The 19,897-nt window shown below is 40.9% G+C and carries 22 protein-coding genes; 3 read left to right on the top strand and 19 right to left on the bottom strand.

Annotation, left to right across the window (positions count from 1 at the left end; translation table 11 throughout):
- Positions 1 to 94 precede the first annotated feature (94 nt).
- The 11 genes from MUG84_RS23825 to MUG84_RS23775 all read right to left on the bottom strand — a co-directional run bounded on the left by MUG84_RS23825 (position 95) and on the right by MUG84_RS23775 (position 8,654).
- Complete coding sequence (locus MUG84_RS23825) at positions 95 to 601, bottom strand: DinB family protein (protein ID WP_244729888.1); 507 nt, start codon at positions 599 to 601, stop codon at positions 95 to 97.
- Between the two features lie 283 nt (positions 602 to 884).
- A complete protein-coding gene (locus MUG84_RS23820) occupies positions 885 to 1,334 on the bottom strand; it encodes an Imm6 family immunity protein (protein ID WP_244729883.1) in 450 nt (149 codons plus the stop codon).
- A 264-nt stretch (positions 1,335 to 1,598) separates the two neighbouring features.
- On the bottom strand, positions 1,599 to 2,297 hold the full coding sequence (locus MUG84_RS27550) for a CD3324 family protein (RefSeq protein ID WP_342346144.1): 699 nt from the start codon (positions 2,295 to 2,297) through the stop codon (positions 1,599 to 1,601).
- A gap of 11 nt (positions 2,298 to 2,308) precedes the next feature.
- Entirely contained in the window at positions 2,309 to 3,013 is a 705-nt protein-coding gene (locus MUG84_RS23810) for a hypothetical protein (RefSeq protein WP_244729881.1), read from the bottom strand.
- Between the two features lie 128 nt (positions 3,014 to 3,141).
- On the bottom strand, positions 3,142 to 3,555 hold the full coding sequence (locus MUG84_RS27545) for a hypothetical protein (protein ID WP_342346143.1): 414 nt from the start codon (positions 3,553 to 3,555) through the stop codon (positions 3,142 to 3,144).
- Positions 3,546 to 4,877: a GNAT family N-acetyltransferase gene (locus MUG84_RS27540; RefSeq protein WP_342346142.1), complete on the bottom strand. Its 1,332-nt coding sequence runs from the start codon at positions 4,875 to 4,877 to the stop codon at positions 3,546 to 3,548. The genes MUG84_RS27545 and MUG84_RS27540 overlap by 10 nt, the downstream gene beginning before the upstream one ends.
- Before the next feature lie 457 nt (positions 4,878 to 5,334).
- On the bottom strand, positions 5,335 to 5,634 hold the full coding sequence (locus MUG84_RS23795) for a hypothetical protein (protein WP_244729879.1): 300 nt from the start codon (positions 5,632 to 5,634) through the stop codon (positions 5,335 to 5,337).
- Between the two features lie 206 nt (positions 5,635 to 5,840).
- Positions 5,841 to 6,356 carry a DinB family protein gene (locus MUG84_RS23790; protein ID WP_244729864.1) on the bottom strand — a complete coding sequence of 172 codons (516 nt, stop codon included), beginning with the start codon at positions 6,354 to 6,356 and terminating at the stop codon, positions 5,841 to 5,843.
- Between the two features lie 332 nt (positions 6,357 to 6,688).
- Entirely contained in the window at positions 6,689 to 7,234 is a 546-nt protein-coding gene (locus tag MUG84_RS23785) for a M23 family metallopeptidase (protein ID WP_244729862.1), read from the bottom strand.
- A 192-nt stretch (positions 7,235 to 7,426) separates the two neighbouring features.
- Positions 7,427 to 7,921, bottom strand: a complete 495-nt coding sequence (locus MUG84_RS23780; RefSeq protein WP_280521481.1) for an NUDIX hydrolase — start codon at positions 7,919 to 7,921, stop codon at positions 7,427 to 7,429.
- A 247-nt stretch (positions 7,922 to 8,168) separates the two neighbouring features.
- Positions 8,169 to 8,654, bottom strand: coding sequence for a GyrI-like domain-containing protein (locus MUG84_RS23775; protein WP_244729860.1), 486 nt, complete (start codon positions 8,652 to 8,654; stop codon positions 8,169 to 8,171).
- A gap of 274 nt (positions 8,655 to 8,928) precedes the next feature.
- On the opposite strand from MUG84_RS23775, the gene MUG84_RS23770 reads away from it, so the two are divergent.
- Positions 8,929 to 9,825 (top strand): VOC family protein, encoded by an 897-nt coding sequence (locus MUG84_RS23770; protein WP_018759834.1) that lies wholly within the window; start codon positions 8,929 to 8,931, stop codon positions 9,823 to 9,825.
- 597 nt (positions 9,826 to 10,422) lie between these two features.
- Here the strand turns inward: MUG84_RS23770 and MUG84_RS23765 are convergent.
- Together MUG84_RS23765 and MUG84_RS23760 are read right to left on the bottom strand one after the other, a co-directional pair.
- Positions 10,423 to 11,007, bottom strand: coding sequence for a TetR/AcrR family transcriptional regulator (locus MUG84_RS23765; protein ID WP_244729848.1), 585 nt, complete (start codon positions 11,005 to 11,007; stop codon positions 10,423 to 10,425).
- Between the two features lie 7 nt (positions 11,008 to 11,014).
- The gene (locus MUG84_RS23760; protein WP_244729845.1) at positions 11,015 to 11,770 is read right to left on the bottom strand and encodes an alpha/beta fold hydrolase; all 756 of its coding nucleotides are present in this window, start codon (positions 11,768 to 11,770) and stop codon (positions 11,015 to 11,017) included.
- Positions 11,771 to 12,792: 1,022 nt separating this feature from the next.
- On the opposite strand from MUG84_RS23760, the gene MUG84_RS23755 reads away from it, so the two are divergent.
- Entirely contained in the window at positions 12,793 to 13,467 is a 675-nt protein-coding gene (locus tag MUG84_RS23755) for a stalk domain-containing protein (RefSeq protein WP_244729843.1), read from the top strand.
- A 154-nt stretch (positions 13,468 to 13,621) separates the two neighbouring features.
- On the opposite strand, the gene MUG84_RS23750 is transcribed toward MUG84_RS23755, so the two are convergent.
- The 6 genes from MUG84_RS23750 to MUG84_RS23725 all read right to left on the bottom strand — a co-directional run bounded on the left by MUG84_RS23750 (position 13,622) and on the right by MUG84_RS23725 (position 19,615).
- On the bottom strand, positions 13,622 to 14,584 hold the full coding sequence (locus tag MUG84_RS23750) for a serine hydrolase domain-containing protein (protein WP_244729840.1): 963 nt from the start codon (positions 14,582 to 14,584) through the stop codon (positions 13,622 to 13,624).
- Positions 14,581 to 16,974 (bottom strand): excinuclease ABC subunit UvrA, encoded by a 2,394-nt coding sequence (locus MUG84_RS23745; RefSeq protein WP_244729837.1) that lies wholly within the window; start codon positions 16,972 to 16,974, stop codon positions 14,581 to 14,583. Before MUG84_RS23745 ends, MUG84_RS23750 begins: the two co-directional genes overlap by 4 nt.
- Before the next feature lie 208 nt (positions 16,975 to 17,182).
- Entirely contained in the window at positions 17,183 to 17,389 is a 207-nt protein-coding gene (locus MUG84_RS23740) for an HAD family hydrolase (RefSeq protein ID WP_244729835.1), read from the bottom strand.
- A gap of 285 nt (positions 17,390 to 17,674) precedes the next feature.
- Positions 17,675 to 18,145, bottom strand: a complete 471-nt coding sequence (locus MUG84_RS23735) for a DinB family protein (RefSeq protein WP_244729833.1) — start codon at positions 18,143 to 18,145, stop codon at positions 17,675 to 17,677.
- A 314-nt stretch (positions 18,146 to 18,459) separates the two neighbouring features.
- Positions 18,460 to 18,942 (bottom strand): NUDIX hydrolase, encoded by a 483-nt coding sequence (locus tag MUG84_RS23730; protein WP_244729831.1) that lies wholly within the window; start codon positions 18,940 to 18,942, stop codon positions 18,460 to 18,462.
- Positions 18,908 to 19,615, bottom strand: a complete 708-nt coding sequence (locus MUG84_RS23725; protein ID WP_244729827.1) for an HAD family hydrolase — start codon at positions 19,613 to 19,615, stop codon at positions 18,908 to 18,910. The genes MUG84_RS23730 and MUG84_RS23725 overlap by 35 nt, the downstream gene beginning before the upstream one ends.
- 97 nt (positions 19,616 to 19,712) lie before the next feature.
- Between MUG84_RS23725 and MUG84_RS23720 the strand changes: the two genes are divergently transcribed.
- A partial coding sequence (locus MUG84_RS23720; RefSeq protein ID WP_244729816.1) for a hypothetical protein occupies positions 19,713 to 19,897 on the top strand: 185 nt, incomplete at its 3' end.

The raw sequence follows: 19,897 nt of genomic DNA, 5'->3' as shown, positions 1-19,897 counted from the left end.
AATACACCTCCCATAATGTTGATCAAATATGCAATTGGACATTTCCCCTTGTTCCCCTTTTTAATGTATCTGCCTTTATCAATTATGTAACGCCTTACATAGATTCATTTCTAATTTCATTTATTTGTTTAATGTGTCTTTGTTCATGCAAGTACAGTGATTTAATCCATTCAATTAATAACATCTCTTTAAAGACTGGGTGCGTAAATTGTCTTCTACTCAGCACTGCTGGGTCTTCGATCGTGTTTAATATTTCATATAACTTCGCTCTTGAATTGTTTAGTTTTCCAATGATTTCTTGATGTTCTAAAATTTCATCCGTTGGTGTAACAATGTCAGGAGCTTTTAACTTTTTACTTCTATCAAGTAGAAAATCTAATGGTTTATTCTCTATAAATGAATCTTCATTGCTCTTTAACCCTCTCTTTATTGCTAAGACATATAATTCTTCTGTTTTACTTAAGTGTTGACATACCTGGCCAATACTCCAACCGTGTAGGTCTTTCCGTTTGTTTAATTGATCTCCACTCAATCCATTGAGAATTCTTAGTAATTCGTCTCTTGTTTCTTTTAATTTCCGATTGATTTCTTGAAGTTCCATCGGAAACATCCTTTCTTTAATTTATTGAGGTGAAGTTTAAATATTCTCGAATTCCAATCAAATCTTCTTCCCTATCCCTAACAAATGTGGGCTTAGAATTGACCCAAACCCCGCGGACTTAATCTCTGCTTCAAGCTCACTAGGTAATGAAGATATGAGGTTGCAAAATAAGGCTGCGAACCAAGGGCAACGCCCGCAGCATAGATATGGTGTTATCCGATGCTGCGGGCCATCTCGTATTGCTCCATTATAAACAATACCGTTCATATACTAAATTCTCGTTTCAATAACAAACATTTTCAGCAAAATACTCTGCGCACTCCTTTATGTTTTCATATACCTTCATATTTCCATTAAGGAATATAACGAAATCCTCGATTTTTTCAACTTTAATACCTTCTATGACCTGTGGTACATATTTTTGATATTCCATTTGATAAGCCAAACTACACAGTGCACATACAATATCAGTTAATAAAGCCCACATATATGATTCTTCTTGAGATATCCCTTCCAAATAACTAAATTCTACGATATCGTATCCATCCTCGGAATCAATAGTTTCGTATATATCATCAGCGGATATCTCTTTATTTGTTATCCATTCTTTACATATATCAATAACCCGTTGTCCCTCTTTATAAGACTCATTATTTTTCACTTTCTCCTGATAGGCCATAAGTAGAAATTCTGCATTAATTAATAACTTAGTATATTGTTCTGTCAGATTCATTTTTTTATTTCCTTTTCTAAATAAAATGGATAAGTTTCCGATCCCTGTTTCTAAATAAACAGATTTAAACCGGAGTTACGTACTTCACAAGTAACCACTTGATATTGAAGAATTCGCGAAGCAGATGAATATTCCTTTTATAAGATCCAACTATACTTCCAGTTAGTGCGGAAAAGGCAGCCACTGGCTGCCTTCGTTTTTTAGCTTCAATCTGGCTGAGGCAAGCTCCGAAAAATAGCGGAGAAAAATGCCCTTTCGAGCAAATCATGCATCCTTAATAAAAAATAATACGTTTCCATAGTGTTTCATGAACCTTTTATAATCCGTAGTATCCTTTAAGACAATTACAGTTGGATAAGCATTTACTTTGCGATGTTTTAGTGCAGCTAATACTTCCTTCTGTTCGATGCAGTAAAATTTGCCTTCTTTGTACTGAATAAGGAGCGGTGGAAAAGTAGCTGTGTGGTCAACTGCTTCATCTGCACAGTCTTCCCCTAGTGATATTCCATCAGGTTGGATGAGACGCAAGGGAAACTTAACGACGCCAAAATATAGATGCTCTTCTTTCATAAAATCATGTAAACTTGGAGCAACTTTTCGGGTAAGGAGCAAATAGCATTGGATCCATTCTTCAAGCATCCCGCCATTCGCATAATCTACAGCTGACTCCAAAGTCGGAGCATATGTTAAATGTCTATCGTTCTTCTTCGAATAAATGATTTTTTTAACGGAATCCAAGGATAAAAAGTATTCGTCCGCAAGTTCCGAAACCGTAACTCCATGTGCATACTTATTGCGAATCATGAGGTTGCGCTTCTGCAGTTGATCTCGGTAACCGGAGGTCTCACCCCAAGCCTTTTTTTCCTCTCCCTTTGGAATATAAAGAAGTTTCCCGGCCGCGTATTTCTGGATTTCTTTCAATAGCTCCTCAGGTAATATATCACTGGCATTATCATATTTCATACGATCACCCTTTATAAGGCGTTTATTCGATCCTTCAGTTGACTGATGGATTTCATGATGGACATGCAGGATTCCGTGTCATCAATCGATGCATGCCAACGCAAGGTATCGATTCCCTTATAATAAGCCATACATAAGAATCTTTCTTTAAAATCCGGTATGACGATATCCCTTTTACTGCAATACTCAGCTAACAGTTCCGGTATCTTCAAGTAAGGCTTATTTAAGTCCAAAATGGCAAAATCTAAAAGGAAATCGCATATACCGGATCTGCTCCAGTCTGGGAAACCGACCATTGTTTTCCCATCGGTAATCATAATCTCGAAAAAGGTATTATTATTAACCAAATAACGTTTTCCTTCACAATAACGAATTCTGCCCTCCATTTCCTTAAAGTATTTCTCGAAGAATTCACGTTCTAAAACCGTCGTTTCGAACATTTCCCTCCAATTAAACCAATACCCCTCTTTGTCTTCTGCAAATGTGTCAATTAGAAATTCCTTGCAGGTGCTATACTCTGCTTTACAATCCTCATTAAACTCACCATAACCCTCTACTCCCGCTATATCCGATCTACTTATTTCTAAAATCTTGTCAAAAAACAACTCGAAGCATTCTGCAAATTGAACTGGGCTTAATTCATCTGCGAGAAATCCATTTGGTGTCATACTTACCTGATCAGAAAGCATGGATTTTATGATATTGTCTTTACTCATATTTATATCTCCTTTACATTTACAAATGTTAATCATCAGTTGCGCACCTGATATGTGGTAATGATATCACGCGCAATGTATCGGATATAGGCAATGAATAAGTTTAATCAACTATACACTTATTTTAGCTATTCACAGTCAGAATGATGCTCTGCTGCTGTATGACCCATTGACCAATCGTCGAAATGTAAAGTCAAAAACTTAATTTCATCCTCATAATGTGATAAGTGACCATCATCAACCATTTTCACAAAAGCCTCCACCCCATCGGCAGCGCCTTGCGAGAGGGTAGTACACAAAGCTTGAAGGCGCTTAATAACCCACTGTTTCAGATTATCCGGGATTTCCATGCCATAATTTTCAAAAAACAAAGCAATTCGCCGGCTCCGATTTCCAGCATGAAGATCAGGACTATAAAGAACCGTCGTTGCATCGAATAGAGTTGGCTCGAAGCTGGCGAGCGGAACGGATGTGTAGAGTGTATACGCGATATCCCAAATTCGAGGGCCCGGGCTCGCCATATCAAAATCGATCAACGCCACAGGATGCTGGTCTCTATGACGATATTGTATGGTGCGGCGTCGTTATGACAAACGACTTCATTGATCGCTGGATCTGGATAAGCATTTTGGGGCCTCGCCTCAGAAGCAAAACCTCTTGTTGCATCGTGATATTGCCGCAGTAATTTCGCTATTTCTATGAGTGAAGCATCCGACCACATGTAAGGCGTTAAATCAGGATAGTCATTTCCGGGGACCTCACCCGGGATAAAAGTAAGTATTTCGCGACCCTGTTGATCCATACCAAGAAAATGTGGGGCTTTATCAAACCCGATGTTTTTCAAATAAATCAAAAGATCATTCACATATGGATTGTGATTATCACTTCGGCGTATAGTATCACCTACTCGTACAACCTTGCTGACATTCCCGCCTTCCAGCACTTCTTCTTTTTCAATCAAAGCAACATAATGAATTCTTTGATATTCCTGTTGAAAACCAAATTTGGCATACAGCAACTTAGCCGAGCCGTTCTGACTTTCTACACTTAATCGAACATCGAAAGCACCTGAATCTTTCAGTCGCTGTAATATTTCGGATAACATGGCTTCACCTAGACCACGCCTTTGCCATTCACGCTTAACGGCAATAGTCGGTATTCGAGCATGAGTTCCTCTAATAGTCGAACAAATAAGACCAACAGGAATCCCCGTCTCGTGGATACATATCATATATAGATTTGGAGAAAATTCTGCCCCTTGAAACTCGTGAATGACACTCTCAATACTTTTATTCCCACCGAATGCATCATTGTATATATCAGCCCAACTTTCAGCATCATCAAGCCTTGGTGAACGAAATTGAAATTCGGATGGTAGATTCGATATTTTCAAGTCATTCAAGTCTTTCAAGCACAAAATCTCTAAGCTATTCTGCTCCTGCATTCCAAAATTCAAGCCAATGGTGGTTTCTCCAGGAATACTTGTAAGTGCCCGATGAATAAATTGAATCGGCTTTGACTCCTGACTTGTGATGCCTTCGAGCCGAGTGAAAATGTACTTAAACATGGCAGTACCAATCCCGCGCCTGCGCCAATCGACATCCACTGTTCCGTAACAATAGACTTTGATCTGTGAATCCTGTTCAACGAAACACAACGAAAAATAACCGACGATTGTCTGTCCAAGCTCTACAACGAACGTGTTATCACGAATTCTTTCCCCGGGTTCATCTAAATCCTGCTCAAACATTCCAGCCGTTAATCCGTTCAACATATGAAATGGATCCCGATTAATCATCATTACTATTCTTTCTGTATCTGACCTATTATGTAGTCGAATTACCAAATCACGGCCAAGTTTCATTATTATTACCTCCATGTAACTAACACTTCAATGGAACAATTCTTAGTTAATGTCAGGAGCCAATTGTCATAATATACCAACGACTCAACAATAGTTCGTCCATTTTTCGGCTGCCTTCTATTGAGTTATCGTGTCCTGTTAGTTTAACAACATAAGATATGTTTGATTGTTTGAATCTCATATTTGATATATAAGAATTAGGGCATAGGAGTAAACAGATTTCTTGCTATATTATTTATCCATTCATAAGCGATAACACCCGTAAATATTAAGGCTAACATACTTGCAGCTATCTTATTGATCTTTGGAATTATTCCAATAATCTTGTACATAGCAATGAAACAAAATGTCGTTACCATCAGGAATATGAGGACAGACGCCCACATCATCACATTTCCCCTCCATTTTCATACTCTACCTTACACTAATGTGTCCCGTTCAATCGAATATACTGCTTTTAGCAGATAGAGACTACACTGTTTCCCATAGTCCCATCTTTGTCGTTTACATAATCTGTCCCGTTCTCACAATTACTTTTTCTTTCCCATTTTACTTCGTATTCATTATTAAAGTGTTTTATCGAAGTGATTTTTATTGCGCCAAATATGTTATAATTGCTATTTTTCTTATGATATTGCTCAACTATGAGCTTGGCTTGTTCTTCTGATATTTGAACAATTTCAGCTTTTGGAGGGCGTTGACATCCACTTAAAATTGTTATTAATACAAGCAAAAATAAAGCAAACTTTTTGCTCATAACATTTCCCCTTCCATTTGTTCTTGAAGATGAACAGACATGTTTAAGTGAGTTTCTTGTCTATTTATCCTCCCAATATATGACGTAATTAGATTGTTATTGTTGCACTAAACTGCCCGTTACTTCAACAAGTAAAAAGGAGCTGCTACCAAGCAAGCTCCTCAACTTTCGTTCCCCGTTAGTTTTATCACAACTAGCATAGAGTGTTATACCCTATCCTCCCGATATGCCTGCCTTACCCGCTCGATCTGGGCTAGGTGGTCACGGACATGCTGGACACGCAATTCCAGCAGCTCTTTGAACGTGTACCGCACTCCATCGGGATATTTCCCAACCCGCTCAAGCTGCTCGGGGGTCAGATTTTCCAGAAGCGGCAGCATGCTGGCCCGAAGCATTTGGAACAGGTGCAGATGCTGCTCGCGGTCCAACCGTTCATATCCCAGGTTATCCGCCCAGGCTTCCTGATCAAATGATAGCAGAAGCGGTTCTTCCTCCGCCAAGACTTTTCTCATCCGATGTGTCGACAGGATTTCGTCATCCGTCACATGGATCACAATCTGATGGATGCTCCATTTGTCCGGTGCAGGTTGGAAACGTAGCTCTTCCTCAGACAATCCTTCGACGGCTTCTCGCAGCAGCGCACCAACTCGTACAATTCGCGAGCGCGATTGAAAAATCCAGGAAATGATGACACCTCCTGCTGAATGACTAGAGCGTCGCATCTTCCTCCGGGTGACCTCATGTTCACAAGTGCGGTTTGTTCATTCTATGTAGGCGAAGTCCCAACTGTGCCTGTACGGTTAATTTATAGCCCAGGTAGGTTTCGTAGCAAGCTTCTTGTGACAAATCTGAGGTTTACACCTTATTTCCATTTAAAAGCGGCAGATTAGAGTATATTCCAGGATACATTCTAGGAGGATCCGCCGGAGAGGTGTACTTTACTGATATCATGCTGCAGGACGGTACTATTGCCACAGGATGGGTCGGTCATGTCTGCGAGATCAAATGGACGCTGAATGGATAATCTTGGGTGGATTTGTTCACTGCTTCAATTCTAAAGATAATACCCCTCATCAGTTAGTTCTTTAAGGTGATTCCCCATTTCCCTTAAATCAAATCTTATTTGAAGAGGTGTATTGCCTTTCCAGGCTCCTATATGAATGTGAGGATGTCTAGAATAGCCGTTGTTCCCCACTCTAGCGACTATATCCCCTGCCTTTATAGATTCACCTTCCGACACATTTATATCCTTAATATGGGCATACATTACCCTCACACCATCATTCCTTAAAAACCTTATACTACTTGCTCTAGATTCAATATAGCTCCCTGGGTTATTAGTGTTGGGGTTAATATATATTGCTTCTACTATACTATCAAATGGGGCAAGAACTTCAGCGTTCCACCCGTACCAGTCTTCATTATTCTTTCCGTCATTTTTATACTTTCTCATCCATCCGTCTTCAAATTTCTCAATTACACAATCGCAACCTAATGCGTCTCCAATATGATGTAATTGTCCCTCTGGGTGTTCAGATACAGTGAAGGCATGCTTGTGAATTGGATGAATTGTAACTACCTCTATAACTGCTGTGACCATAATATATTTCCCATCCTTTATCGGCCGCTTCTTTTCAAATTATTCTCCAATTAACTCCATTCCCCTTTAAATTCAGAGCAATGGTTGCGTCAAACTGCCCGTTAGTTAAGAAAAGGCAACAGATCAAAAGCCAGCTGCCTTCAAATGTCTTTATTGAGCTATCGTGTCCCGTTAGCTTAAAGGAGTTGGGTGCTACACTTCAGGTTGTACACCGTGAGGGTCTAAGCGGGAAATCCGTTGAAACGGCTTTGTCTTCCAAAATTCATATGGTACGAACCCCTTGCTCCGAATTGCATCTAATGATCGTGATTTCATATGAGGTCGAGTAATGTACTGTTCTATGTTGCTCACTGTCAACCTTACAAACATAGCTTCCATTATCTCTTCTGGCTGAATTTTTAATTGGCCATCAATGAAATCTGCTCTAAATACCACCGATAAAAGATTACTTGTTTCATTGTAATAAACTCCCGTTACACCAATGGGACGTATCAGAATTCCAGTCTCTTCAAGGACTTCACGAGTAATTGCATCATCAAGTGATTCACCTTCTTCTACATTTCCACCAGGGAATTCCCACGTATCTGAGCGCCAATGGGTCTTTACTAACAGAACTTCACCTTCATTATTCTCAATGAGTGCCGACACTGAAATCTGATGTTTTGGCGGCAAATATGCATCTACCAAAGAAATCCCCCCATTTCACAAGCATCTCCAATCCCCATATAACATGAAATTGATTTCATTTTTTATAATACCATATATTGGGTATCGCGACATTATACTGCCCGTTAGCGCAACGTGGCTGTCGATCTATGCCGGTAATTTTTAAGCTATCGTGTCCCGTTAGTTGAATAAACAAAGGTATTGATTCATGCCAGAACGTAGAAAGACCCACAAACGATGGTTTGCAGGGTCACTCCTCTTTCGTCGACTATTTCTCTTCGATTGGCGTATAAATCTCTAGCTCACTTTCAGGTGAAGTCGGATTAAATCTTTCGTCCATCAACTCCACTACCCAACCTTTACTATGTTTGTAGCCATTTTCATCAATCCAACGGTTAAGAGAACCATAAGCATCACCTATTTTCCAAATCTCACCTTTGTGCGTATAGACAGCATAAGTGCACACAGGAGTGGTCTGGCTTACCATTCCTTGTGGAATAGAACCAATCTCTGTGACTTGAGCGGTTGTATAGTAGGTTCCAAGGTTATCGGGTGCATAATTACCTGGTTTGTATAGAGCCAATTTTTCACCAGTTCGATTTTGGATTTCCTCCATACGACTTATTAAAGAGTCAAATGATTGCGGAATTACGGTTGGGTATTCTGAATACTTCGCTTCATGCCTTGTTCCAACTGCTAAGAATCCTCTTTTGACCACTCTACACGTGTTATCTTTAACACCTAGTTCGCTCATTTCGTTTCTCCTTTCGGTTTCTGAATCGTATAAAAATAACATTTCGATTAATATCCACATTTTCCCTGCTAAAGCACATTTGATTCTCCAAAAAACTTGCGTTACTTGTGGTACGGTTCACCACGCTGTCTGTAACGGCAATTTTTAAGGCCATCCTTGTGCAGGATGACCATTTCTTTGATCTCGCTTGTTCAACTATCGTTCTAGAGGAAATTATACAAATATAACGAATAGGTACAATGGTAATAAATTCAAGCTAAAGGAGCTGTGAATTTTGGATTTTAAAGATGCGGCCAGAAAAGGGAAATTTGAATTAACGTTCCCAGTACGTCTAGTATCTGATGTTAAAAAGTCTCAGGAATGGTTTCGCGATGTGTTGAAATGTAACGACATTAGCGGATATGGCCATGCAACAAGGGAAGGCATGGGAATGATTTTATTACAGGCTGCTTCACCGGAGGATATTCGTCCAAACTCTGTTCCGAAGAAGCACACCGATTACCCTACAGAATGGGATGGCCCGGATTATGGTTGGGATTCGTTGATTTACGTGGAGTGGGAAAATCTAGATTACATTGTCGAGGAAGTTCGCAGCAACGGTGGTAACATTGCGATTGAACCTTTTGAGCACTCGCATGGAGGTCATACTTACAAGAAAGCTCATTTGTCTGACCTGGACGGATACAACTTGGTTTTAAGCGCGAGGCGTCCTCAGACAGAAGAACAAATTAATCACGATAAACAATTTATATTTAAAAAGACGTATCAAGTACGCCTTGTCTCCGATTTGAAGAAGTCAATGGAATGGTACAGCAACGTATTAGGATGCGATGAGGTGAACAACTGGGGGTACGCAAGACGCGGCGAAATGGAAGTGATTTTACAGCAGGCAGTATCACCGCATGATGTACGACCCAATGCCCTCTCCGCAAAAATTATAGGTATTCCCGATACGTGGGAAGGTCCGGATGAACCCTGGGATACTTTCGTTCATACGCCATGGGAAGATGTGGCTCTTATCGTTGATGAGGTACGAGGAAAAGGCGGCACGATTGGAATGGAACCAATTGAAAGTTCAGGGGGTGGCTGGGACTTTGTAAATGCTCAAATTTTAGATCCAGATGGGTATAGCATTATTCTTGGAGGAATGAGAAGTAGTAATAACTCATAAGTAATGTTGCATTACATCTTGATTAGTTTGTTGCAAGTAAAACGTTGGAAGATCGCTGCCCGATATGGTGTGGCGATCTTCTTGATTTTTGCAACTAATCTGCATTAAACTTCACGTTAGCTTAAAACCGCTTCAAGCAATTTTTGGTATATATCCACGTGTGGGATTATATCCAGTATGACATACGTGACGACTCCATTAAGCTATATTAGGAGTGCTTATATACCAATATGACACTTGGGGTTTGTTTCACATGTTCTGTGACGAGAAAACCGAAAATTGCAACAGTTGCGTCTGTTCCACCGAGCTGACAGCACTGACAGATTTGACACTTTTCTCTCCACGATAAGCCCAAAGATAACAAAACCCATCTAAACCAAGCAATTCAATTAAAAAAACTTGCCCTTATTTAGGGTACGGTTCACCGAGTATGATCTTCAACTAAACTGCCCGTTAGCTTAACAAAAAAAAGCAGGCTTCGGCAGCCTGCTCAATAATATGTGCTATTCAACTAACGTGTCCCGTTAGCGTAATCACTTAGCATTCAAGTATTCTTCTAATGTTAGCAACATTAATAGATTTAAAACGAAAACCTGGTTATTGGCAATAATCCGCAATCACTTGTACTTTGACTTCCTCTAGAGGATATCCGTTCGGATAAGTGGAGTACATCAGCATGATGCCTTGAAGCGTCGACGACAAATGCACGGATCTCTTGCGCGGCTCGGGAACACCCAGATTTTCGAACATCTTGCATTGTACGTGGAATTGGCTATCGTACGCGGCCATCAGTTTCCCCGTATATTTAGCGAGCACCTTGTCTTGCATGGGCTGGGTAAACAGATGGAGATAGAACCGGAATACGTCAGGTTGTTGTTGAACATTATCCATCGCACCCTCTATGAGATGCTGGATTTGCGCTGCGGGACTGACTTTGGATATGGCTGCATTCATAACGGTCATCAACTCCTCAATGCGAAGGTCAACCATCGCAGCCAATAATCCTTCCTTTCCTTCATAGTAATTGTATAGAAGACCCTTTGAGATGTTCGCTTCTTTAGCTACATCATCAATAGAGGTGGCATGGTAGCCTTTCTTCATAAATAATTGCATGGCCGCCTTTAATATTTTCTCACTAGCAGCCCGCCGGATCTTATCGTTCGCCTCCGGGGTTCGTGGCATGGTGTAATCACTCGTTTTCAATAAATTTTTGAATTTGTCGCGAAAGCTCATCAGGATGGGTCAAGGGCACCATATGATCCGCATCATCGATTGTAACGAAGCGGATTGAAGGCACCTGTTTAAACAGTTCTCCGACCCGGTCGATGTCAGCCCACTCCACCGTCCCTCTGATAAACAACGTATCTGCTGAAATGTCATGCAGCCTTTCGATCGCAGGTGGTTGCGGCCATATCACTTCGAAGTTCTTCCATTCAGTGAATACTTTCTTCATGTAATGATGAGTCAATTCATATAAAAAATCGCAGTGCGGACCGGACATCGTGACGCTGTAAATAGGCCCTTGCAACGAAAGATTCGTCAACTTCTCGACATCAGGAGCAGCCGCGTTCACCTGTGCCATCCAGGATGTAAATTCAGAGGAGTATTGAAAGCCTGTCAGTGATGGAGCGATTAAGATAAGTTTCTCCACTCTGGACGGATACAGCAGGCTAAAATCTGTGGAGATCTGCCCACCCATCGAGTGACCGACGAGAACGGTTTTCTCTATTCCCAAATGATCGAGCAGCATGAGCAAATCATGTACAAGATCAAGCGGTTTCGTAGGCGACGGCGATTGACCCGTTCCCCGGCCGTCAAAGGTGATAACTTTTTTCGTATGCGCTAACTGCGGTACGACGAACTTCCATACCCTCATATCCACTCCGGGGCTGTGTAGGAGAACAATCGGATCGCCAGATCCTTGTACGTTATAATGTAATTCCATGCTTCTTCCTCCTTCTTGGTTATATGAAACCGGTCTGCAACTCCTTGTTTAAAGTAAGCAAGAGTTTCATTTATGTATGGGACCACCCGTTTTACTACAACTTTCTTCCAGAGCTGCTATAGCAAGTATAATTTACGACTGAACATACAGTCAATAAAAAATGGTGATATATGCAGACAAAGGATTAGGACCAACATTTTAACCACTAATCACCCATAGTTTTCATTGAACTATCCTGTCCCATTAGTTGAAAAGGCTACCGATCATAACTTACGGCAGCCCTTTCTTTTTGTTTATTAAGCTATAGTGTCCGTTAGCCTAAAGAACAAGTATGTAATCCTAGTTAAGCCCCATCATCTGAATAAGAAATCAATCGTACCGAATAGAGCTAGGGAATATACTTATATCCACGTTTGAAACGATTTATTGACCATCTTTACATTATTCACTTTTGCCCTCCTGACATGGTGAAAACCTCCTCTTGATTTACAATTAATTAGACCAGAGGGAGCCAAAAAGCCACGTATATACAAAAAATATTATGTATTACATCGCAATATTTTTTACTGCCTAAATCAATTCTCAATAGTGCATCGGTTAACTATATATGTTCTCGGGCTAACGCTCCATATCAATTACGGCTAACCATACATGTTCTTGTCTTTTTCGGCAAACGATGTATGTTCTTGTCGTCTTACACCCCAACTACAAATTATAAAAAAAGCTGATGTTCACAAACAACTTATGCTTCTCTTCATTTCCTGAATTGAAAGCTTCACAGCATCGACGACACATGTCTCGCAGAGCTGCAGTCCGTTGAACGCTTCTCCTGCTCATAGAACCGTTCATGCACCCATGTATAATAACCTACCGCTGCCATATGATGGTCGCAGCCATAACAATTCAGATTCATTTCGGCGATGTTGGGATCTTGTAGTCTTACAACAAAATTATGTGTATTTCATAACATTTTCAGGTAGTATGACGTTTAAAAGAATAAGAAAAAATGGAGGGATTTCATTTTGAAGAATAAATTTCTTATTGGGCTTACCGTTCTTATGATTTCAATCTTATTGTGCGGCACTGTTTTTGCGGCGACTGGTAAAATTAAAATTATCGTCGACGGTAAAGAGGTTGCAACTGATGTTGCACCCAAAAATGAAAAAGGGCGTGTCCTCGTCCCCATCAGTACGATTTCGAAGGCACTGGGATCGGGTGTCCAATGGAATGCTAAAGCTCAGTCTGTTATCATTAATTCGAAACCAGATATTTGGAACGATGACTTAAATTTTATCAATACTCATATCATCGATATTCGTAATTTATTTCATTCGTACTTTAACTACTATGACACTAAAGAAACAGGTTACGCTGATTTGGTAACGCCAACGTTCAAAAGTGATTTTGTAGACCCGAAAACCATCATATCGAAGATCCAAGACAAGATCATTGATTACCGCATTGTCGATGCGAAATATATCGGCACACTAGAAGATCCCTACAGGTATAAATTCCGTGTGGAAGTCGTAAAGTTCTCCAATATGGAGGTAATTCCGAATCATATTGAGAAGCTTCAATTAGATATTGATGTTTTTGATAAGAAAGGTGTGTATCTAATCGATGGCATTTGGGTAAAAGGGAAAGAAGTAATGAATTCCTATACTGTCTTTCCAGGATTAACCCTTGAGGGACGCTAACGCTAGTCCATTTTAGCATAGAAAAAAGCCCCATTTATGGGGCTCAGATTGTTGACATCAGAGGAATATAATCTTGGTCTCCTCTATAGAGCCCAATGCACTCAATGTTGCCTATTTCTATGGGTTTTTGATCGATAATGCCATTTATGCTAGATCAAACAACAGATTTCTCAAGAATCTCCTTATGAATATCTCCATAAATTTTGCTTGATGGAGTTGGGGTAGCCTGGATAACTGTTATCATGTTTTGTTTAGGCAGAATATTTATCTCTTGACCGCCGAATCCCCTGCATGCATAGCCATTTTCCAGTATCCACCACAAATATCCATATGAGCTGTTGTTATCGTTTGGCCTTAGCATTTCCTTAATGTAATGTTCAGAAACAATCCGTTCGCCTTCTACAATGCCGTTGTTTAGAACTAGAAATCCTATCTTCGCAAGATCTCTGGCAGATAAATCAGAATGTTCCTCTCCTTTCATTACGGTATACGAAACACCACAAGGGCTTTCAGCCCATCTTCCACTCGTTATTCCTAAAGGCTTATATAAAAGCTCCTCACACAGTTCATAAGATGTATTTCCGAAAGCATTTCCAATAACAGCAGATAGCAATAGCACATCCCATTCTTTATATACGTAGCTGCTTCCAGGATAGTCCTTCATCGCAACATCTGCAACATGTGCGATCCAATCCCTCGTCCGCTTCATTTGCTCTACCATTGGACAATGATAATGAACGCCGCCGTTCCAGAAAATTCCTGATGACATGGTAAGAAGATGTCGAATCGTTATTGCCTTATGATAAGGATGGACACCCGTTTGAAACGCGGGCAAGTAATCGCCGATTGGCTCGTCCAGGCTTCGAATCATGCCTTTATCAAGACAAATCCCCGTTAGTAAAGAAAGAATGCTTTTCCATATCGATTTAATATTATTTCTGCTATTTTCATTATATTTGTTGTAATATCTTTCAAATACAATTTTTCCGTTTTTTACAACAAGGACGCTGTTGACAAGCCGATATCTCTTTTTTTTAAGAAAATAATCAAGGCCGTCTAACATCTCCGCATCCATGCCTTCCGCCTGGGGCGTGGAATATTGCCACTCTAAATTCATCTCAAATACCTGCCGATAATCGATTTTTCGTTTCTTTTCAACTGCTCTGGAGATCCGATCGCAATAATAAACCCGCCATCACTGCCGCCTCCTGGGCCCAACTCTATAATATAATCGCAATTGCTTAACACTGCGGGGTCATGCTCAGTCACAATTACCGAATTCCCGTTCTCAGTTAATTCCAGCATCAGCTTGATTAGTTTTTCACTATCTGAAAATGATAAGCCGGTTGTAGGCTCATCGAGGATATACAAACGATCCTTACCGGATTGCTTGCCAAGTTCTTTAGCGAGCTTAATCCTTTGAGACTCCCCGCCGGAAATGGTCGGTGTTTGCTGCCCAAGCTTAATATACCCTAGTCCTACTCGTTCAAGAGTAAGGAGTATATGACAGATATTCTTATCATATGCGGCACTTTCCTCATTTCCGAAAAAATCTATCGCTTCCGATACGCTCATTTCGAGGATTTGCCGTATATTCTTGCCTTCAATCGTTATTTCCATGGCTCCTTCTATAAAGCCTGTTCCTCCGCAAGCGTCACAATTTTGTTCGATATAGTTCCCAAAACCCACATGATATCGAATCACTCTATCACCTTTGCATTGACGGCATCCACCTTCGGAGTTCAGTGAAAATAAACCTACTCCATATCCTCTCTCTATCGAATCAGACGTGCTTGCAAACATCTTTCGGATCCGATCGAATATCCCCGTGTAGGTAGCCGGACAAGAGGTACTGCTTCTTCCTATGGGTTTTTGATCAATGACGAAGCATTTCTTGATATGTTCGATTCCACTTACCCTTACATCGGACAAAAATACCGTTTCTTCGTCTTCATCTGTAATTGTAAGAAACTCTTTTAATTTAGGCACCAAGGTCCCTGAGATAAAACTCGATTTTCCACTGCCCGATACTCCTGCGATCCCTACCATTACACCGAGGGGGATTTGTACAGTTAAGTGACGAAGATTATGTAGGCATGCATTTTCAATCGTCAGCATTTTTTCCTGGTTTATCTTAGAATATGTCGTCTTTACTTGCAGCTTTCTTTGATCGGCTAGATATGGTGCGGTTCTCGATAATTCACAGGTCGTAAAATCGTCGAAGCTGCCTTGAAAGATACGGTGACCTCCGTAAATCCCAGCATCAGGTCCTAGATCAATGATATAATCTGCAGCGCGCATAAAATTTTCATCGTGCTCAACAGCGATTACCGTATTCCCCCGATTAACCAGATTTTGAATGATTTGAATGAGCTTTGCTTTCTCAATTTCATGCAAACCAATGGTCGGCTCATCGAATATAAAGATGATCGAATCCATCTGAGCTATGATAGAGGAAGCGAGAAACAAGCGTTGTATTTCACCTCCCGATAATGTTGGGACAGGTCGCGACAATGAAAGATGGTGAAGGCCCACATCAATCATACAATCCAGCTTAAGAATAATCTCGTTGATAAGTGTCATACCGAATAACTCGGATTTTTCCTTTGTCAAAAAATCATTCAAATCTTTAATATACATATTCTCCAGATCTGTTATGGTTTTTCCGGCTATTGTTGTATGCATTGCCTGTTCACCCAAGCCAGCTCCTCCACATTTGTTGCACGGTTCCTTCTTACCGTACGCTTCAGATAAAATGCCATTTTGCCTACCGCTAATTTCACCATATTTAAATCCATTCAACAGCCATGGAATGACACCCTGAAAACTTGTCTTTCCATGGTCTCCATATTTTAAAGCTAACAGTTGTTCATTGCTCAATGTATGAATCGGTTGCGTTACAGTCAGCCCATGATAAGAACAAAATTCGTCCAACCTCTTTCTGGCCCCTCCCCGATATAGTAACCGTTCGACTAATAGATCTTTTAACTGTGTTCTTCCATCTGAGAATATCTTATCTTCATCAATGGAATACACGTTTCCATTTCCTAAGCACTTTACGCACATTCCTTTCGGTGAGTTCCTCAGGAACATGTCTATGCTTAGGGAAAGCCCATCGTCGTAATTGGGATCTCTCTTGCCATATGTAGCAAATAAAACGGCGAGCATATTGCCAATCTTTGACCGTGTTCCAACCGTACTACGTGGATTGGATTGGCGAATAATTCTCTGTTCCACTGCGACGGTAGGGGCTAGACCTGTGATTTGATCAAAGGTCGGTGCGGCATCCACCATGAACTGCGTACCGGAAAACATGAGGTAACGGCATTTGCCCTCCTCATACAATGTGTCGAATGCGAGACTGGATTTCCCACTGCCGGATACTCCGGTTATCACGGTCAATTTACCCCGTGGAATTCGAAGATCGATATTTTTCAAATTATGGACCCGTGCACCCTTAATTTCGATAAATTCGTTCATAGTATGCTGCCTTTCATAATATTTCATCTTAAAACCTACCTTGGGAGGCAGGCTTCTTTAATGATTCGTACCGACTCCATTTCCAGAGATTTCGCCTGATGAGGATAGGGAATAATTCCGCTTGCTTGTTCCGTTGCGATTTGTTTCCTTAGATATTTAGCTCCATCCCAATTCCAACACTTCCAGCTACATTCTCCGATAGATATCGGCAATTCGATCGAACCGGTCTGCCACGTCACGTAATCCTTGTATTGTAAATCCAGGGCCGCTGGGTCATGTCGCGGAGGTATTGATCTTTATCCAAGGTAAATCCAATGTCAGCCAGAGCGCGTTCTCCCGCTTTGTAATACCAGAATTCAGTATCAACCAGAACACCATCATGATCGAAGAGTATGTACTTTTTCATTATTTCGTTCTTCTTTGGCATTTTCCACACTCTCATAAGTGCATTCCCCCTAAAGTGCGCAAAACTACTAGTGAGTATATCGAACTGCTGAGCGATCCTCGTCGATTAGATTATTATAAAATTTCCACCTGGAGCTATCGCTTTTTACCTACCTCAATATTACCATAAATTGTTAATAACTTACCCATTTACAATAACCACATCTTTAACGTAATCTGCCCGTTAGTTGAGAAAAGGCAGCCGATCAAAAAGCCGACTGCCTTCAACTGTCTTTATTTAGCTATCGTGTCCCATTAGTTTAATCACAACTAGCATATAGTGTTATACCCTATTCTCCCGATATGCCTGCCTTACCCGCCCGATCTGGGCGAGGTGGTCACGGACATGCTGGACGCGGAATTCCAGCAGTTCTTTGAACGTGTACCGCGCTCCATCGGGATATTCCCCGACCCGCTCAAGCTGCTCGGGATTCAGATTTTCCAGAAGCGGCAGCATGCTGGCCCGAAGCATTTGGAACAGGAGCAGATGCTGCTCGCGGTCCAACCGTTCATATCCCAGGTTATCCGCCCAGGCTTCTTGATCAAAAGATAGCAGAAGCGGTTCTTCCTCCGCCAAGACTTTTTTCATCCGATGTGTCGCCAGGATTTCGCTATCCGTCACATGGATCACAATCTGATGGATGCTCCACTTGCCCGGTGTTGGTTGAAAACGTAGCTCTTCCTCAGATAATCCTTCGACGGCTTCTCGCAGCAGCGCATAGTCTCGGCTGTACTGCTCAATCATTTTTTTCATTCGACCCTCTCCTTCATCATTATTCGTGTGACAGGGAGAATTCGATAATATTATCCAGGATTGAAAGCTGTTTTCATTACACAACGCCTCCTTGTGGCAATATGATCTGGGAACCCATAAAGGAAAAAGTTCAATGACATCTCCGGTTTCCCCTATTCCTTCAATAGTATCAAAATAATCAAAAAGTAACCTGAGAATATTTTATTATAATCGAACTATACTGCCCGTTAACGTAATGAAGCCACCGGTCGTGTCGGCAGCTTCGTCATAGGTGTGTATTGTGCTATCGTGTCTCGTTAGTTGAACAGGTGAGTTTACCTTTTTCGAAGTAGCTCTGATTCTAAATACTTCGAAAGGTATATAGTATTTGTAGGATTCAAGCTCGGAAGATCGTGAATATCAAAAAAGCGTATCTCGTGTGATTCAGTTGGATCGCTTACCAATTCTCCTCTGTAATCATTGCAAAAATACATTGCTGTTACTGAATAAAGTTCATCTCCATTTTTGAGTTTTAGATAAAGTTCTGGACCAGAAAACAGCTCCAAAAAGGTTAAACAATTTAAGGTTAACCCAGTTTCCTCGTATGCTTCCCTAGCTGCTGTTTCCTCTAATGACTCCCCCGGCTCCATAAGACCGCCTGGTAATCCCCAATTCCCGTCTTTTCGATGTTGTAATAAAATTTGATAGTTATCATTTTGAATGATTACTACCGAACCAGCTAAAATTAAAGGTCTTGTTCCAACTAATGAGCGTAATTCTCGATTAATTGAGTAATAAGCGCCGTATCTCTGTAACATCAGGTACAATTGCTACTGGACTATGATTTGTAGTTTGAGGGAATCCCTTTGGGTTAACCCAGATAGCGTCTATCCCAGCTTCCATTGGACCAACTACATCGTGAGTCCAAGAATCACCAATAAAGAGCGTCTCATCGGGCTTTTTGCCAAACTGCCCTAATGCAACAGCATAAATTTGTGGATCTGGTTTGCGATAGCCTAATTCTTCTGCGTGAAATATGGTTTCATCACTGAACACTTCTGCCAATCCCATTTTCTGAATTTTTAATCGAGGATCGTATAATCCATTGGTAACAATTCCAACTTCATAGTAATGTTTTAAATCCTTGAGTAAAGCGAAAATTGATTCGTTTGCGCAGACGTAATCCATACTTGTCTTGATGAAAAGCATATCAATTTCATCAATGAGTATTGCATCAGATCTGACATTGAAATAGGACAAAGCATGACTCCATCGAGCTTTCTTGAATGCCTCTGGAGAAAGCTCGCGTCTTTTAAATGGCTCCATAATCATTTTCGGTGGATGCAACATTTGTTCTAGGAACGCAGATGCGTCAAGTGTTCTAGTTACAGAATGCATCTCAAGAGTTTTAATGAGTCCAACGTTAAACCATGAGGAATTATCTAGGATCGTATCGTCCAAGTCAAATAATAGTAAACTATATTTTCTCAAATCGTTTCCCCCATTGAAAGGGTCGAATGCCCCTCCACAGTTAGTCAAACCATGCCTATTTTTAACAATGTTATCAAAACAAGTGGAGCAATAAAAAATGGAGTTACAAGTAATTCTACGGATCTTGAATAAATTCCTTTGTTTATTCCACTATCCTGCCCGTTCGTATTATGAGGTCACCAGATCTTTCTGGTGGACCTCATTTTTGTGTGGTCGTAAGATAGCGGTAGCCGGGGATCGAACGTTTCTGCCCGTGGGACTTGGATCCCGAGAGCTATTCTG

The sequence above is a fragment of the Paenibacillus mangrovi genome, from assembly GCF_022898935.1.
In the GTDB taxonomy this organism is placed as follows: Bacteria; Bacillota; Bacilli; order Paenibacillales; family Paenibacillaceae; genus Paenibacillus_AQ; species Paenibacillus_AQ mangrovi.
Note: the sequence above shows the minus strand (reverse complement) of the source record. Positions and strands in the feature narration are given on the sequence as shown.